Below are 15312 nucleotides of genomic sequence, written 5' to 3'. Positions count from 1 at the left end.
CCCCACCACCTCCATTTCTCCGATCTCCGACGGAGGTATCCCGGTGGCCAGCAAGCGCATCGTCGCCATCGGCGGCAGCGACGCCGGCATCAGTGCGGCCCTGCGCGCCCGCGAGCTGGATCCCGACAGCGAAGTCACCGTGGTGGTGGCCGACGCCTACCCGAACTTCTCCATCTGCGGCATCCCGTACTACGTCTCCGGCGAGGTCGAGCACTGGAGCAACCTCGCACACCGCACACTCGCCGACCTCAAGGCCACCGGCATGCAGGTCCGAACCAACACGCTCGCCACCGGCATCGTGGCCGGCAAGCGGCTGATGGTGCGCGACGTGGGCGGGTGGATCGAGGAGCTGCCGTACGACGCGCTGATCGTGGGCACTGGCGCGGTCAGCGTCCGCCCGCCCATCAAGGGGTTGAGCGGACCGGACGCGCTCGGCCCGCAGGACGGCGTCCACCTGCTGCACAGCATGGGCGACACCTTTGCCGTGATGCAGAGCCTCGCCGCCCGCCGTCCGAAGACGGCCGTGGTCATCGGCGCCGGCTACATCGGCCTGGAGATGGCCGAGGCCCTCACCATGCGCGGCATCCAGGTCACCCAGATCGAGGCCCTGCCCGAGGTCCTGCCCACCGTCGACCCGGAACTCGGCGCCCTTGTCCACGCCGAACTCACGACCCACGGTGTCGAGGTGCTCACCAGCACAACGGTCTCAGCGATCGCCCGTGCCGCCTCCGGCAACGTACTCAACGTCCAGGCCACCGGCCCCGACGGCACGACCTTCACCCAGGTCACCGACCTCGTCCTGGTCGTCGTCGGCGTCCGCCCGGACACCGCACTCGCCGACGCCGCCGGAGCCAAGCTCGGTGTGAAGGGTGCGATCGAGGTCGACGAGTACATGCGCACCTCGCTGCCCGACGTGTACGCGGCCGGAGACTGCGTGGTCACGCACCACCGCCTGCTCGGCAGGACCTGGCTGCCGCTGGGGACGACCGCCCACAAGCAGGGTCGGATCGTGGGGGAGAACGCGCTCGGCGGCAGCCGCTGGTTCGCGGGCAGCCTGGGCACCCAGGTGGTCAAGGTCTTCGACCTGGTCGCCGCCCGCACCGGCCTGCGCGACCACGAAGCCGCGGACGCCGGACGGGGCTGGACACCCGCGACCACCGCCAGCAGTCCCGATGACCACAAGGCGTACTACCCCGGCGCCACGCCGGTCTCGATCCGCGTCACCGGCGACACCTCAAGCGGCCTCCTGCTGGGCGCCCAGCTCGTCGGACGGCGCGGTGCGGAGATCTCTAAGCGCGTGGACACGTACGCCACCGCCCTCTTCCACGGCATGCCGGTCGACGGCATCAGCGAACTCGATCTCTCCTACACCCCGCCCCTGGGCTCCCCGTGGGACGCGGTCCAGGTCGCGGCGCAGGCATGGATGATGAACGAGCACCACCTCGACGTGCAGCGCCGCATGCTGCGGACGCCCTCAGGGCAGTGACGGCGCTCAGGCGGCCGTAGCCTCGGCCTCCGGCTCGCCCACGGGCTCCAGGATCTCCCGCACGCGGCGCAGCCCAGCGTGGTTGACGGAGTACCAGGCCCAGGTGCCGCGCCGGTCGCGTGTGAGCAGCCCGGCGTCCGTCATCACCTTCAGGTGATGGCTGATGGTCGGCTGACGCAGGCCGAGGCATTCGGTCAGGTCGCACACGCACGCCTCGCCCTTGAGGGCGCGTTCGATGAGACGCAACAGCTGCAGCCGGGTCGGGTCCGCGATGGCCTTCAGGACGGCGGCCAGCCGCTCGGCTTCGTCGCGGTCGATCAGCAGGCAGGACAGGGACGCGGTGCACGTCCCCGGCTGGTCCGCCACCGCCTCCGTCGCCTCGCCATACGTAGAGATAGCCACCCGTTCACCATAGGCGGCTGCCGCGCGGTCCCCGGCTGCCCTCAGATCCACACAGGGAGTTGTTCACCGCGGGTTCGCTTTGACCGACAGAGCGGCGCCCCGGCCTTCACAGGCATTGACAGGAGATTAGCTCAATGAAAATTGAGTCAATGGACGCTGAGTGGTCTGCAACGGTGGTGGCGCGAGCACAACGGCACGCGGCACTGGGGGAACCCGCGCGCCTGGCGATCATCGACCGGCTGCTGCTGGGCGACGCCTCGCCCAGCGAACTCGGCCAGGAGCTGGACCTGCCCAGCAATCTCCTGGCCCACCACCTCAAGCTGCTCGAACAGGTCGGCCTGATCGAGCGATCCCGCTCCGAAGGAGACCGACGGCGCACCTACCTGCGCCTGCGCGTGGAAACCCTGGCCGACACCATGCCGACACCCCTGCGGACCGCGCCCCGCGTGGTGTTCGTCTGCACCCACAACTCCGCCCGCTCACACCTCGCCGCCGCCCTCTGGAAGCGCCACAGCACCGTGCCGACAGCCTCGGCAGGAACCGAGCCCGCACAGCGCGTCCACCCCCGCGCCGTCGCGACCGCACGCAAACACGGCCTCTCCCTGGCCCCCGCCCGCACCGCCCACATCGACGAGACGCTGCGCCCGGACGACCTCGTGGTCGCCGTCTGCGACAACGCCCACGAACAGCTCGGCCCCCGGGTCCCCGACCGCCTGCACTGGTCGGTACCCGACCCCACCCGCACCGGCACCGACGACGCCTTCGCCGACGCCCTGAGTGATCTCGCCGACCGGGTCAACCGGCTGGCTCCCGCCGTCCGCCCTCCTGGAGGCAGCGATGACTGAGACCGCGTCCACCCCGCACCGCAACCTGAGCATCGACCAGCAACTCGCCCTGCGCACCGCAGCCACCCACCTGACCCGGGAGTTCGACGGCGTCTTCGGCCAGGAGACCATCGAGCGGTTCCTGCACACCAGCTACGACCAGTTCGCCGGCCGCAGCACCATCCCCAACTTCCTCCCGCTCCTCGCCAAACGCTTCGCCCGCCAGCGCCTGCACGCCCTCGCCAAGGTCGAAGGCCACCACACCGACGGCAAGCCCATCGTGCTCTTCCTCTGCGTCCACAACGCCGGACGCAGCCAGATGGCCATGGGCTTCTTCCAGCACCTGGCCGGCGACAGCGCCGTCGCCTGGTCCGGCGGATCCGAACCCGGAATCGAGGTCAACCCGTCGGCCATCGCCGCGATGGGTGAGCGCGGCATCGACATCTCCCGCGAGTTCGCCAAACCCTGGACCGACGAGATCGTCCGCGCTGCCGACGTCGTCGTCAGCATGGGCTGCGGCGACGCCTGCCCTGTCTTCCCCGGCAAGCGCTACCTCGACTGGACCCTGGACGACCCCGCAGGCCAGACCGTCGACAACGTCCGCCCCATCTGCGACGACATCGAACGCCGCGTCCGCGGCCTCCTCGACGACCTCGGCGTCCCGGCACAGCACTGACCGCACACAGGGTGTACGAAGGCGGGCCCCACACAGCTCCGCGCCCGTACGAATCAACCTTGCTGTACGGGCAGCCAACTCTCTAGGTATGCGTGCAGCCCTTCGAGGTGCGCACCGCGAGCGACGTAGCCGAGATAGCCGTCAGGGCGTACGAGCCCTTGGGCCACGTCCGGCCACGGGCTCTCCCCGCAAAGCCGGTGCACGCTGATCAGGTCGTCCCGTCCGCGCAGGACTGAGGCGAAGCGTTCGTCGGGCCAGAGCGCGGGCGGTCCGGACAGAAGTAGGTGCCAGCCCGGGCCCGAACTCCGCGCCTGGAGCCCGCGCGGCAGGTCGGGCAGCCGGTCGCCCGCTCGCGGCCCCTTCCTCGGTGGCCGCGAGCCCGCGGTGGAGGCGGGGCTTCGTCGGTAGTGGATGCCCAGCTCAGAGACCGTACGGAACACACGCCCGCGAGGTCCCGTCGCGCGTAGCGCCAACGGGGCCAGGCGTGGAGCGAGTCGGGTGCGGGCGAGGCGGATGAGCGGGTTGCGGCTGGTGCCGATCGTGAAGGCGCGGTCGGTGAAGCGCAGCACGCTGCGGCCGACCGGGGCGCGCTCGATCTCGTACGTCTCCAGCAGCTCCGCCGGTGCCCTGCCCCGGCATACGAGGGCGAGCTTCCAGCCCAGGTTGAGGGCGTCCTGGATGCCGGTGTTCATGCCCTGGGCGCCGGCCGGGCTGTGGATGTGGGCCGCGTCGCCGGCAAGGAAGCAGGGGCCCGAGCGGTAGTGGGCGGCGCCGCGGTTGTGGAGCCGGAAGTCGGTCATCCAGAGCGGGTCCCGCAGGACCAACCGGTCGGGGGTGTACTCGTCGGTGATCCTCTGCAGAAGCCCGAGCTTCACCTCGGTATCCGGGGCACGCGGCGGACGCATCGCGAGCATCCGCCAGGTCGCCGGCGAGCCGAGCGGGAAGAAGAACAGCATCCCGGACCCGGTCATGTACGCGTGCACGGCACCCGGCTCCAGGCCGTCGACCTCCAGATCGGCGAGCAGGAAGGTCTGCGGATAGGCGTACCCCTCGAAGCCGATGCCCGCCTGGGCGCGGACGGTGCTGTGCGCGCCGTCGCACCCCACGATGTACCGCGCGTTCACGGTCTCCTCAGCGCCATCGTCACGCCGGAGCCAGCAGGTGACGGATGAGCCCTCTCGCTCCAGACGGACCAGCTCCGTGCCCCGCTCCACGACCACGTCCTGCGCCGCCAGATGTTCGGCAAGGATGCTCTCGGTCTCCGCCTGCGAGAGGAACAGTAGGAAGGGATACGCGGTGTCGGTCAGCCCGATGTCGAACAGCGGCATCTGCACCACCCGCTGGGGGAGATGCAGCCTAAGCTGCATCGCGGGGTTGCCGCGGGCGACCAGCTCCCCGGTCACCCCGAACCCGGCCAGCGCCTCCAGCGTGCGCGGCTGAATGGCCAACGCACGCGACTCATGCGCCCGGTCGAGCGAGCGATCGACAATGCGGAAAGTGGTGCGGTAGCTGCGCAGTTGTGCGGCGAGCGCGAGCCCGGTGGGCCCCGCACCGACCACGAGCACGTCCAATGGCGCCGTCATGGATCCACGGTAGTGCTCGAGCGTCTCGACCAGCCCACTACTTGGATCCGGCGCCCGCGGGCTGGGCGAGGATCTCGCCGCACAGCACGACGCAGTCGGCGCAGATCCACACGTCGGGGCCAGAGACCAGGCGGCGCTCGTCGCTCCCCGCGTGACCGCAGAAGGAGCAGCGGGAGGAGGCGTCGTCGGGGCGGCGGCTGGCTTCGCGGATCTTGTCGCGGGTGATGCCGAGGTGTTCGAGGGTGGCGGCGGCCACGCCGTCGGTGAGCAGGCCGAGCAGAAGGTGTTCGGTGCCGGCCTCGGCCAGCCCGTCCGCCTCGGCCGCGGTCAGCGCGGCGGACAGGCCGCTCCTCAGGTCACGGCCACGGATAAGGCCGCCAGCCGTGGGCGCCTCCTGGATGCGGTCGACGCGGTCGACATAGCGCTGGCGTGCGGCCTGGCGGGAGACGCCGAGGCGTTCACCGATCACCGTCCAGGAGTGCCCGGCGGCGCGCACCTGGCGTACAACCTGGTCAACGGCCTCGTCCGCGTGGCCGGTCAGGTCCTGGGTGACGGCGATGACGGCGTCGAGCAGGGCGAGTTCGTCTTCGTTTCCAGCGCGGGCGTGGGCCGCTGCGATGAGCTGCTCCACGGTGGGTTCTTCGCTCATGCTGACAACCGTAGATTGTCACTCACTGACTGACAATCCCTTGTTGTCACTACGATGCCGGGCCGCCGATGATGCTGCAGATGTCCGCGTCCGTACACGTGCTCGGGTCGGTGGTGGCGGCGCGTTCGGCCAGGCCGCGCAGGGCGGTGCGGGTCTTGCGCAGCTCGGTCATGCGCCGCTCGATGTCCGTGAGGTGCTGCTGGATCAGGTCCGTGACGTGGGCGCAGGGCGCTTCGCCCGAGTCGCGCAGGGCGAGGATCGAGCGGATCTCGGAGAGCGTCAGCCCGGCCGACTGGGCGTCGCGGACGAAGGCCAGCCGGGTGCCGGTCTGCGGCGGATAGTCCCGGTAGCCACCCGGCGTGCGGGGCGGGGCGGGCAACAGTCCGGCCTGTTCGTAGAAGCGGATCGTCTTGGGCGTCAGCCCGTTTGCGGAGGCCAGTTCTCCGATGCGCATACCAGCGAGGTTACGCCTTGACCTTCCAGTGCGCTGGAAGGTCTAACGTCGGTCGCATCCAAGGTGACGTGGGAGGACGCGGCCATGCGTATCACGCTTCTGACGGTGCCCGACTGCCCCAACGCGCGTCTTGCGCGGGAGCGGATCGGCCAGGCGCTCGACGGACGGGCCGCAGAGGTGGAGCTGGTCGAGGTCGCCGACGAAGCGCAGGCTGCGCGGCTCGGGATGACCGGCTCCCCGACCGTCCTCGTAGACGGCGCCGACCCGTTCGCCGTACCGGGGGCTGCCGCGTCTGTCTCCTGCCGCCTGTATCGAGGCCCGGACGGGCGGACCGAGGGAGCACCGAGCGTGGCCGACCTGCAACGTGCCCTGCACGTCGCCGAGGTCGGCGAAGACTGTGACTGCCTGCCCATGGACGCGGCAGGCCGCGGTGGACGTGGCCGCCTCGCGCCCGTCACTAGAGGGCTGCGCGCCGTGCAACAGGCCATCCTGCGGTCGCCTGTCGGGAGAATGTGCCGCTGGGGGGCAGGCCCCCTTGGTGCGATCCCGCCGCACATCGAGTAGGGGCGAGCCGCCGGTGCTCACACGCCAGCGGCCAGGACCGCGTAGAGCACCCGCCTCGTGGAGGAGCTGGAGGAAGCCGGCGAGGAACTCGCGCAGCAGTTACAGGACTTGCGGCTGGCCGTCTACCAAGATGAGGGTTCGAGGCCGCCCGTGCGATGGCCGGCGAGGGGCAGCTGGTAGGGCGAGCCACTGGGCAGTCCGTCAATGCCGGTCACGGGTGGACGAGGAGTCAACTCATCGTTATCCCGTCCAGCGCAGGTTCAGTACCGGTTCGGACGAAGTCTCCCGGGAGCGGTCGGGTCATGCGGTTGCGCCGGGGGCAGTGAGACGGTTGCGGAACACCGTTCCGGACGGGGGTCTGACTCATGACATCTTTGACCGAAGTGTCTTGTCACGGGCTTGTCGACTGCCGTTGCGGGATGGTGCCTGCTGTCACCGAGCCACAGGGCGTGTCCCAATAGGGGCCTTGCCGTCTTTCAGGCGCCATCACGGTTCAGACCGCCCGACCGGCAGATGCCAGCCACCCAGCACATCACCACGCGGGAGGCAGACCACCATGACGACCAGACAGCGCAGCACCTCTTCCACCAGCACAGGCCCGCCCGCTTGGGGCGAGGTCGTCTTGGGCGTGGACACGCACGGCGAGGTTCATGTCGCAGCAGTGGTCTGCCCGCTGGGCCAGATCCTGGGCACCAAGTCCTTTCCGGCCACGGCGGTCGGCTACCGTCGGCTGCTCGCCTGGGCACGCAAGTTGGGGACGGTGCGGCGGGCCGGGGTGGAGGGCACCGGTACCTTCGGCGCAGGTCTGTCGCGCTACCTGCTGGCGCAGCATGTCGCGGTCTTCGAGGTGAACCGACCCGACCGCTCGGCCCGCCGTCTCCTCGGGAAGTCAGACCCGCTCGACGCACAGGCCGCCGCGCGGGCCGTGCTCAGCGGTCGCGCCCAGGCGCGGGCGAAGACTGGCGACGGTCCGGTGCAGAGTGCTCGGATGTTCAAGCTCGCCAAGGATTCCGCGGTCAAGGCCCGCACCCAGGCGATCAACCAGCTCAAGGCCGTCCTGGTCGTAGCCGACCCGGTCCTGCGGGAACGGCTGTCTGGCCTGGGCAACCGCGAACTGTTCCGCACCTGCGCACGCCTCAGTCCGCGCGAGGGCGAGGCCGGCGGGAGCGATGAAGACCCTGTAGCCGAGGCCACTCTCATGACGCTGAGCATGCTGGCTCAGCGTATCGAGCAGCTGACCGGGCAGATCGATGAGCTGAATCAGCGACTGACCGGGCTCGTTGAACGACATGCCCCGCAGCTGCTCGCGCCGGTTGGTATCGGCCCGGACTCCGCTGTCACGCTCCTGATCACCATGGGCGACAATCCCGAGCGGCTGAGCACCGAGGCGTCTTTCGCCGCGCTGTGCGGAGTCAGCCCCATCGAGTACTCCTCGGGCGGCCGGAGCTCACGGCGGCTCAACCACGGCGGCGACCGGCAGGCGAATGCCGCTCTGCACCGCATCGTGTTCACCCGGCTGCGCCACGACCCGCGCACCCGGGCGTACTACGAACGCCGCACCCAGGAGGGCAAAACCCGTCGTGAGATCATCCGATGCCTCAAGCGATATGCCGCCCGCGAGGTCTTCAACCTGGTCAGGACGGTCTCTACCGACCCCCCGTTATAGGGGCGTCCGTGACAGATGAAAGGGTCAGGCGGGTGAGTGAGACACCGATGAACACCCTGCAATACCGCTTTGACGGGCCAGAAGACGCCCCTGTCCTGATCCTCGGTCCCTCACTGGGTACCACATGGCACATGTGGGACCGGCAGATACCGGAGCTGTCCAAGAACTGGCGGATCTTCCGGTTCGACCTGCCGGGCCACGGCGGCGCCCCCGCCTACCCGGCGGGTTCCGTCACCGAACTCGCGGGGCGGCTGCTCGCCACCCTCGACGGGCTCGGCGTGCAGCGCTTCGGTTACGCGGGCTGCGCGTTCAGCGGGGCCATCGGTATCGAGCTGGCCCTGCGTCATCCGGAGCGGATCGCCTCGCTCGCCGTGATCGCCGCCTCGCCCCGCTTCGGATCGGCCGACGAGTTCCGGCAGCGCGGGGTGATCGTCCGCAGCAACGGTCTTGACCCGATCGCGCGATCCTCGCCCGAGCGCTGGTTCACGAGCGGCTTCGCCGCCGCGCAGCCCGCGATCACCGAGTGGGCCGTGCAGATGGTGCGCACCACCGACCCCGGCTGCTACATCGCCGCCTGCGAGGCGCTCGCCGCGTTCGACGTACGCGGCGAACTGGGCCGCATCAGCGTCCCCACCCTCGTCCTCGTCGGCTCCGACGACCAGGTCACCGGACCCGCCGAGGCCCGCACACTGGTCGCCGGGATACCGGACGCCCGCCTCGCCGTCGTACCCGGCGCCTCGCACCTGGTCCCCGTGGAGCAGCCAGCAGCGGTCACCGACCTGCTGGTACGGCACTTCTCCACCGCCTGGCAGCCCGCCTACGACTCGACCACAGGCCAGATGGCCATCCCGGCGGCCCCGGTCAAGCCGGTGCTCGCGGCACCCCCGCCGGTCGGCCCCGTCGCCGAGATCGCCCCACCCGTCGTCCAGCCCGCGGTCCTGGGCAGGCCGGACCCCTACGACGCCGGGATCAAGGTGCGCCGCGAGGTGCTGGGCGACGCGCATGTGGACCGGGCGCTGGCCTCGGCGGACGAGTTCTCCGGGGACTTCCAGGAGTTCATCACGCGCTACGCGTGGGGCGAGATCTGGGACCGGCCGGGCCTCGACCGGCGTTCGCGCAGTTGTGTCACGCTCACCGCGCTGGTCGCGGGTGGTCACCTCGACGAGCTGGCCTTCCACACCCGCGCCGCCCTCCGCAACGGCCTCACCCCGGACGAGATCAAGGAGGTGCTGCTCCAGGCGGCCGTCTACTGCGGTGTCCCGGCCGCCAACAGCGCCTTCAAGGTGGCGCAGCAGGTCATCCGGGAGGAGACCACCCCCCAGGAGTGATCTTGAGCCTGGTAGTGGGAGCACCTGTCTCGGCAGCCCTCCGTGGCACCGGGAGGGGGAGGATGGACCCATGAAGCTCACGAAGAAGTCGCATGCCTGCATCCGTCTCGAGAAGGACGGGCGTGTGCTCGTCATCGACCCGGGGACCTTCACCGAGGAGGACGCGGCCGTCGGCGCGGAAGCGATCCTGGTCACGCACGAGCACCTCGACCACTTCAACGAGGACCGGCTGCGGGCCGGTCTGGAGTCCAACCCGGCGGCCGAGATCTGGACCCTGAAGTCGGTCGCGGAGAAGATCTCCGCGGCCTTCCCGGGCCGTGTGCACACCGTCGGTCACGGCGACACGTTCACCGCCGCGGGCTTCGACGTCCAGGTGCACGGTGAACTGCACGCCGTGATCCACCCGGACATCCCGCGCATCACGAACGTCGGCTATCTCATCGACGGTGGCCGTGTCTTCCACCCGGGCGACGCCCTCACCGTGCCCGAGCAGCCGGTCGAGACGCTGATGCTCCCGGTCATGGCCCCCTGGAACAAGATCGCCGAGGTCATCGACTACGTCCGAGAGGTGAAGCCGCAGCGCGCGTACGACATCCACGACGCGCTCCTGACGGACCTCGCGCGCCCGATCTACGACCACCAGATCGGCTCCCTGGGCGGCTCCGAGCACCTGCGGCTCGCGCCGGGGGCGTCGGCGGAGGTCTAGGGCCTGTCCGGCGGATCATGCCGGAGGCTCGGGGCTTGGCACGCTCTCCCCCCAAGCTCTTCGAGCAGGGGGTGCCCCCAGCGGCGTTGTCGTCACTCTCCCTCGAGCTCTCGACTTCGCTCGAGCAGGGAGGAGCCCCCATCGCTCCGCGTCGACTCCCTCCTCCGCCTTGCAACTGCACGCACCGAGCCCCGCTCACTCGTGCTTACAAGGCACCGTCACTTCCCTCCGACCTGATCCGCCGGACAGGCCCCAGCACCCGAGGGCGGGGCGCCGGGCGGGCACGGCGACCCGTTGTCGTACCCGCCCGGTAGGTTGTGAGGCATGCGCATCGCGACCTGGAACGTGAACTCGATCACCGCTCGCCTCCCGAGGCTGCTGGCCTGGCTGGAGAGCAGCGGCACGGACGTGCTGTGCCTCCAGGAGGCCAAGGTCGCCGCCGAGCAGTTCCCCGTCGGCGAGCTGCGCGAGCTGGGCTACGAGGCGGCGGTCCACGCGACCGGGCGGTGGAACGGCGTGGCGGTGCTTTCCCGTGTCGGCCTGGAGGACGTGGTCAAGGGGCTGCCCGGCGACCCCGGCTACGAGGGCGTGGAGGAGCCCCGGGCCGTCTCCGCGACCTGCGGCCCGGTCCGCGTCTGGTCGGTGTACGTGCCGAACGGACGCGAGGTGGACCACCCCCACTACGCCTACAAGATCCAGTGGTTCGAGGCCCTCAAGGCCGCGGTCGCGGGCGACGCGGCGGGCAGCCGTCCCTTCGCCGTGCTGGGCGACTACAACGTGGCGCCGACGGACGACGACGTCTGGGACATCTCCCTCTTCGAGGGGGCCACCCACGTCACCCCGGCCGAGCGGGCCGCCCTCGCCGCGCTGCGCGAGTCGGGCCTGTCGGACGTGGTCCCGCGGCCCCTGAAGTACGACCACCCGTTCACCTACTGGGACTACCGTCAGCTCGGTTTCCCCAAGAACCGCGGCATGCGCATCGACCTGGTCTACGGCAACGAGCCGTTCGCCAAGGCGGTCACCGACTCCTATGTGGACCGCGAGGAGCGCAAGGGCAAGGGCGCGTCGGACCACGCGCCGGTCGTGGTGGACCTCGACGTGTGAGTCCCCCCCGGGGCGCGCCTGTGGTGCGACCCGGAGTGTGAATGTCACGCTGGGCGTATGAACATCCCTTTCCTGGGCACCTGGCGCAAGAAGCACGGTCCCGCCTTCGGCGTCGCGGTGTTCTCCGACGGTGATCACGACTCCGAGGGCGTCGCCGAACTCCTCTCCGAGTGCGAGCTGCTGCGCTCGCAGGCCCATCAGGCGGGCGTCGAACTCGACGACTCCGTCGCCTCGTTGGAAGCGCTGGACCAGCTGCTGCCGCGCTGGCGCGACGACGAGGAGAGCCTGCCATGGCTCGGCAACGACGCGGGGCTCTATCTCGGCTCGGTCATCGTGCGCACGGTGCCCGGCGCCCGCTGGGAGGTCTGGCCCAACGGCCACCCGGCGGTGCGGCTGGCCTCCGGCCGGGAGATCGATGTCGTCGCCTCCGGCCACACCTGGGCGTCCAGCGGCGCCCCCGAACTCTCACAGCTGTACGCCGAGGTGGCGGAGGGGTAGCCCGTCACACCGTGACGGCGTAAACCAGAAATTTCATAAATACGGCTAATGCCCGAAAAGTGCGTGTCGCGTATGGGGGGTCCCCCTGCCCGGATAGTTTGCGGCTTCTGCGACACAGCTGAGAGTGGGTAGGGCCGGGCATGGCTGTCGATCCTCTGATCGAACTGCAGGGCGTGAACAAGCACTTCGGCGAGTTGCATGTCCTCCAGGACATCAACCTCACCGTCGGCAAGGGGGAGGTGGTCGTGGTCATCGGCCCCTCGGGGTCGGGCAAGTCAACCCTGTGCAGGGCGATCAACCGGCTGGAGACCATCGAGTCCGGCGCCATCAGGCTCGAAGGCCGGCCGCTGCCGGACGAGGGCAAGGCGCTCGCCAGGCTCCGCGCCGAGGTCGGGATGGTCTTCCAGTCCTTCAACCTCTTCGCCCACAAGACGATCCTGCAGAACGTCTCACTGGCCCAGATCAAGGTCCGTGGCCGCAAGAAGGAGGAGGCCGACCGGCGCTCCCTCGAGCTCCTGGACCGCGTGGGCCTCGCCTCCCAGGCCCCGAAGTACCCGGCGCAGCTCTCCGGCGGCCAGCAGCAGCGCGTGGCCATCGCCCGCGCCCTCGCCATGGACCCCAAGGCCCTGCTGTTCGACGAGCCGACCTCGGCACTCGATCCCGAGATGATCAACGAGGTCCTCGAAGTCATGCGGCAGCTCGCGCGCGACGGCATGACCATGGTCGTCGTCACCCACGAGATGGGCTTCGCGCGCTCCGCCGCCAACCGCGTCGTGTTCATGGCCGACGGCCGCGTCGTCGAGGACCGCACCCCCGAGGAGTTCTTCACCAACCCGCGCAGCGACCGCGCCAAGGACTTCCTCTCCAAGATCCTCAAGCACTAGGCGGGGGAGTACGACCATGATCCGTACGACACGTACGCGCCTCGCCGTCGCCGCCCTCCTGTGCGTCGCGCTGCTGACGGCCGCCTGCGGCAAGGAGGGCAGTCCGCCCACCAAGGGACCGGCCGCCGGCAAACTGCCCCACTATCAGGTGGCGGAGGGCTTCGAGCTCCCCTCCTCGCCCACCTGGGAGAGGGCCAGAAAACGCGGCTACCTCAGCATCGGCGTCAAGGAGGACCAGCCGTACCTGGGCGAGAAGGACCCGGCGAGCGGCACCTACTCCGGCTTCGACATCGAGATCGCCAGGATGATGTCGGCCTCGCTCGGCTTCGACCCGAGCACCATCCGTTTCAAGACGATCGCCTCGGCCAACCGCGAAACCGCCCTGCAGAACGGTCAGATCGACTTCTACGTCGGCACCTACACCATCAACGACAACCGCAAGAAACTCGTCGGCTTCGCGGGCCCCTACTACATGGCCGGTCAGTCGCTGCTCGTACGCAAGAACGAGAAGGACATCCACGGCCCCCAGGATCTCGCCGGCAAACGCGTCTGCTCGGCGGCCGGTTCGACGCCGTACCAGCGCATCCGGACCGACTACCCGAGGGCGACGCTCGTCGCCTACGACACCTACTCGGTCTGCGTCGACAACCTGCTCACCTACCAGGTCGACGCCGTCACCACCGACGACGCGATCCTGATCGGCTACGCGGCGAAGGTGCCCGACGAACTCAAGGTCGTCGGCAAGCCGTTCTCGAAGGAGCCGTACGGCATCGGCGTGCCGCGCGACGACAACGCGCTGCGGTTCGCGCTCGACGACGCTTTGGAGGCCCGTGAGAAGAACGGCGACTGGAAGAGGGCGTACGAGGCGACGCTCGGGCTCTCCGGAGTGCCGGCGCCCACCCCGCCCGCCATCGACCGCTACCCGGCGAGCTGAGCGAGGCCGATGTGAACGTACTGATCGACAACTTCCACACCTTCGCCCAGGGATTCCTCGGCACGGTCGAACTCACCGTCTACGCGAGCGTGCTGGCCCTCGTGCTCGGCTTCCTGATGGCGTCGTTCCGGGTCGCGCCGGTCGGCTCCCTGCGGGCCTTCGGCACGGTGTGGGTGACCGTGCTGCGCAACACCCCGCTCACCCTGCTGTTCTTCGCCGTGCTGCTCGGGCTGCCCCGGTTCGGACTTGTACTGCCCTTCAAGGTGTTCGCGATCCTGGCGCTCGGCTGCTACACCTCCGCGTTCATCTGCGAGGCGCTGCGCTCGGGCATCAACACCGTGCCCAAAGGACAGGGCGAGGCGGCCCGCAGCCTCGGCATGACCTTCAGCCAGACGCTGTCCGTGGTCGTCCTGCCGCAGGCGTTCCGGTCCGTGATCCCGCCCATCGGCTCCACGCTCATCGCCCTCGCCAAGAACTCGGCGATCGCCGGGGCGTTCAGCGTCAACGAACTGCTCGGGACCTACAAGACGCTGAGCGAGCTCGGCTACAACATCATCTGGACCTTCGTCTGGATCGCCGTCGGCTATCTGATCATCACCCTCACCATCAGCGCGATCTTCAACTACCTCGAACAGCGCTGGGGAGTCGCCCGATGACCGCCACCGCCCCCGAATCCACCGCCCTGTACGACGTTCCCGGACCCAGGACCCGTCAACGGCACCGGCTCTACGCGGCCGTGTCCACCGCCCTGATCCTCGCCCTGGTCGGCTGGATCCTCTATCTCCTCTTCGACACCGACCAGTTCACCTACACGAAGTGGATGCCGTTCGAGTACAAGGGCATCCAGGAACTGCTGCTGCGGGGACTGGGCAACACGCTGAAGGCCTTCGCGATGGCCGCGGTGCTCTCGCTGGCGCTGGGCACCGTGCTCGCGACGGGACGCCTGTCCGACCACCGTCCGGTGCGCTGGGTCTCCGCGCTGGTCGTCGAGTTCTTCCGCGCCATGCCCGTACTGGTGATGATCTTCTTCATCTTCGTGGCGCTGAAGGTGCAGCCGCTGCCCGCGCTGGTCGCGGGGCTGACCCTCTACAACGGCTCGGTGCTCGCCGAGGTCTTCCGCTCCGGCGTCAACTCGGTCGAACGCGGCCAGCGGGAGGCCGCGTTCGCGCTCGGCATGCGCAAGACCCAGGTCATGACGTACGTCCTCGTCCCGCAGGCCGTGCGGGCCATGCTGCCCGCCATCATCAGCCAACTCGTGGTGGCCCTGAAGGACACCTCGCTCGGCTATCTCATCACCTACGAGGAGTTTCTCCACGCCGGGAAACTGATCGCCTCGAACCTCGACTACGATTTGCCGTTCATCCCCGTGGTGATGGTGATCTCGCCGATCTACATCGGGATGTGCATGCTGCTCTCCTGGTTCGCCCAGTGGGTGTCCCGGCGGGAGCAGCGCAGTCCCAAGACCGAGGCCGTGCACGTGGCACCGGCCGAACCAGGGACGCTGCTGCCGGGTGGGGGTCCCCCCACAGCCCCGCGACTGTAGGGGGAGCAGCA

General features: G+C 69.5%; 17 protein-coding genes. 13 read left to right on the top strand and 4 right to left on the bottom strand.

The window, feature by feature from the left end; genetic code table 11:
• The first annotated feature begins 43 nt into the window (after positions 1–43).
• A complete protein-coding gene (locus KVT44_RS60575; RefSeq protein WP_217568011.1) occupies positions 44–1486 on the top strand; it encodes an FAD-dependent oxidoreductase in 1443 nt (480 codons plus the stop codon).
• A gap of 6 nt (positions 1487–1492) precedes the next feature.
• Here KVT44_RS60575 and KVT44_RS20230 read toward each other — a convergent pair whose 3' ends face one another.
• Entirely contained in the window at positions 1493–1888 is a 396-nt protein-coding gene (locus KVT44_RS20230) for a metalloregulator ArsR/SmtB family transcription factor (RefSeq protein WP_308314051.1), read from the bottom strand.
• Positions 1889–2037: 149 nt separating this feature from the next.
• Between KVT44_RS20230 and KVT44_RS20225 the strand changes: the two genes are divergently transcribed.
• Entirely contained in the window at positions 2038–2733 is a 696-nt protein-coding gene (locus KVT44_RS20225) for a helix-turn-helix domain-containing protein (RefSeq protein ID WP_217568010.1), read from the top strand.
• Positions 2726–3388 carry an arsenate reductase ArsC gene (locus KVT44_RS58135; RefSeq protein ID WP_217568009.1) on the top strand — a complete coding sequence of 221 codons (663 nt, stop codon included), beginning with the start codon at positions 2726–2728 and terminating at the stop codon, positions 3386–3388. The genes KVT44_RS20225 and KVT44_RS58135 overlap by 8 nt, the downstream gene beginning before the upstream one ends.
• A 53-nt stretch (positions 3389–3441) precedes the next feature.
• Here KVT44_RS58135 and KVT44_RS20215 read toward each other — a convergent pair whose 3' ends face one another.
• Genes KVT44_RS20215 through KVT44_RS20205 form a run of 3 tightly spaced genes read right to left on the bottom strand, consistent with a single transcriptional unit; the run spans position 3442 to position 6074 of the window.
• On the bottom strand, positions 3442–4971 hold the full coding sequence (locus KVT44_RS20215) for an FAD-dependent monooxygenase (RefSeq protein WP_217568008.1): 1530 nt from the start codon (positions 4969–4971) through the stop codon (positions 3442–3444).
• A 37-nt stretch (positions 4972–5008) separates the two neighbouring features.
• Positions 5009–5620 carry a ClpX C4-type zinc finger protein gene (locus tag KVT44_RS20210; RefSeq protein ID WP_217568007.1) on the bottom strand — a complete coding sequence of 204 codons (612 nt, stop codon included), beginning with the start codon at positions 5618–5620 and terminating at the stop codon, positions 5009–5011.
• Positions 5621–5669: 49 nt separating this feature from the next.
• Positions 5670–6074 carry a heavy metal-responsive transcriptional regulator gene (locus KVT44_RS20205; protein WP_217568006.1) on the bottom strand — a complete coding sequence of 135 codons (405 nt, stop codon included), beginning with the start codon at positions 6072–6074 and terminating at the stop codon, positions 5670–5672.
• An 84-nt stretch (positions 6075–6158) separates the two neighbouring features.
• Here KVT44_RS20205 and KVT44_RS20200 point away from each other — a divergent pair, with 84 nt between their 5' ends.
• The 10 genes from KVT44_RS20200 (at position 6159) to KVT44_RS20155 (ending at position 15301) form a co-directional block, all read left to right on the top strand.
• Complete coding sequence (locus tag KVT44_RS20200) at positions 6159–6638, top strand: hypothetical protein (protein ID WP_217568005.1); 480 nt, start codon at positions 6159–6161, stop codon at positions 6636–6638.
• A 556-nt stretch (positions 6639–7194) separates the two neighbouring features.
• Positions 7195–8304 carry an IS110 family transposase gene (locus KVT44_RS20195; RefSeq protein ID WP_254649606.1) on the top strand — a complete coding sequence of 370 codons (1110 nt, stop codon included), beginning with the start codon at positions 7195–7197 and terminating at the stop codon, positions 8302–8304.
• A 47-nt stretch (positions 8305–8351) separates the two neighbouring features.
• Entirely contained in the window at positions 8352–9632 is a 1281-nt protein-coding gene (gene pcaC / locus KVT44_RS20190) for a 4-carboxymuconolactone decarboxylase (RefSeq protein WP_254649605.1), read from the top strand.
• A 70-nt stretch (positions 9633–9702) separates the two neighbouring features.
• Positions 9703–10338, top strand: coding sequence for an MBL fold metallo-hydrolase (locus KVT44_RS20185; RefSeq protein WP_075029634.1), 636 nt, complete (start codon positions 9703–9705; stop codon positions 10336–10338).
• Positions 10339–10662: 324 nt separating this feature from the next.
• Positions 10663–11442 (top strand): exodeoxyribonuclease III, encoded by a 780-nt coding sequence (locus KVT44_RS20180; protein ID WP_217568003.1) that lies wholly within the window; start codon positions 10663–10665, stop codon positions 11440–11442.
• A gap of 57 nt (positions 11443–11499) precedes the next feature.
• Positions 11500–11940, top strand: coding sequence for a DUF6278 family protein (locus tag KVT44_RS20175; RefSeq protein WP_054230384.1), 441 nt, complete (start codon positions 11500–11502; stop codon positions 11938–11940).
• A gap of 140 nt (positions 11941–12080) precedes the next feature.
• Positions 12081–12824: an amino acid ABC transporter ATP-binding protein gene (locus tag KVT44_RS20170; RefSeq protein WP_054230383.1), complete on the top strand. Its 744-nt coding sequence runs from the start codon at positions 12081–12083 to the stop codon at positions 12822–12824.
• 16 nt (positions 12825–12840) lie between these two features.
• Positions 12841–13758, top strand: coding sequence for a glutamate ABC transporter substrate-binding protein (locus tag KVT44_RS20165; RefSeq protein WP_217568002.1), 918 nt, complete (start codon positions 12841–12843; stop codon positions 13756–13758).
• 11 nt (positions 13759–13769) lie between these two features.
• Complete coding sequence (locus tag KVT44_RS20160) at positions 13770–14414, top strand: amino acid ABC transporter permease (protein ID WP_099919875.1); 645 nt, start codon at positions 13770–13772, stop codon at positions 14412–14414.
• Positions 14411–15301, top strand: coding sequence for an amino acid ABC transporter permease (locus tag KVT44_RS20155; RefSeq protein WP_099919874.1), 891 nt, complete (start codon positions 14411–14413; stop codon positions 15299–15301). The genes KVT44_RS20160 and KVT44_RS20155 overlap by 4 nt, the downstream gene beginning before the upstream one ends.
• Positions 15302–15312 lie beyond the last annotated feature (11 nt).

Source organism: Streptomyces sp. GbtcB7, assembly GCF_019091445.1.
Classification (GTDB): Bacteria; Actinomycetota; Actinomycetes; order Streptomycetales; family Streptomycetaceae; genus Streptomyces; species Streptomyces mirabilis.
This window is presented reverse-complemented; position numbering and strand designations above follow the sequence as displayed.

What these genes read in the sequence shown, in the direction of transcription:
- KVT44_RS20180 (WP_217568003.1), top strand. Translation starts at nt 10,663, where the DNA reads ATGCGCATCGCGACCTGGAACGTGAACTCGATCACCGCTCGCCTCCCG.
- pcaC (WP_254649605.1), top strand. Translation starts at nt 8,352, where the DNA reads ATGAACACCCTGCAATACCGCTTTGACGGGCCAGAAGACGCCCCTGTC.
- KVT44_RS20175 (WP_054230384.1), top strand. Translation starts at nt 11,500, where the DNA reads ATGAACATCCCTTTCCTGGGCACCTGGCGCAAGAAGCACGGTCCCGCC.
- KVT44_RS20170 (WP_054230383.1), top strand. Translation starts at nt 12,081, where the DNA reads ATGGCTGTCGATCCTCTGATCGAACTGCAGGGCGTGAACAAGCACTTC.
- KVT44_RS20165 (WP_217568002.1), top strand. Translation starts at nt 12,841, where the DNA reads ATGATCCGTACGACACGTACGCGCCTCGCCGTCGCCGCCCTCCTGTGC.
- KVT44_RS20155 (WP_099919874.1), top strand. Translation starts at nt 14,411, where the DNA reads ATGACCGCCACCGCCCCCGAATCCACCGCCCTGTACGACGTTCCCGGA.
- KVT44_RS20195 (WP_254649606.1), top strand. Translation starts at nt 7,195, where the DNA reads ATGACGACCAGACAGCGCAGCACCTCTTCCACCAGCACAGGCCCGCCC.
- KVT44_RS20210 (WP_217568007.1), bottom strand. Translation starts at nt 5,620, where the DNA reads ATGAGCGAAGAACCCACCGTGGAGCAGCTCATCGCAGCGGCCCACGCC.
- KVT44_RS20225 (WP_217568010.1), top strand. Translation starts at nt 2,038, where the DNA reads ATGGACGCTGAGTGGTCTGCAACGGTGGTGGCGCGAGCACAACGGCAC.
- KVT44_RS20205 (WP_217568006.1), bottom strand. Translation starts at nt 6,074, where the DNA reads ATGCGCATCGGAGAACTGGCCTCCGCAAACGGGCTGACGCCCAAGACG.
- KVT44_RS20200 (WP_217568005.1), top strand. Translation starts at nt 6,159, where the DNA reads ATGCGTATCACGCTTCTGACGGTGCCCGACTGCCCCAACGCGCGTCTT.
- KVT44_RS20185 (WP_075029634.1), top strand. Translation starts at nt 9,703, where the DNA reads ATGAAGCTCACGAAGAAGTCGCATGCCTGCATCCGTCTCGAGAAGGAC.
- KVT44_RS20215 (WP_217568008.1), bottom strand. Translation starts at nt 4,971, where the DNA reads ATGACGGCGCCATTGGACGTGCTCGTGGTCGGTGCGGGGCCCACCGGG.
- KVT44_RS58135 (WP_217568009.1), top strand. Translation starts at nt 2,726, where the DNA reads ATGACTGAGACCGCGTCCACCCCGCACCGCAACCTGAGCATCGACCAG.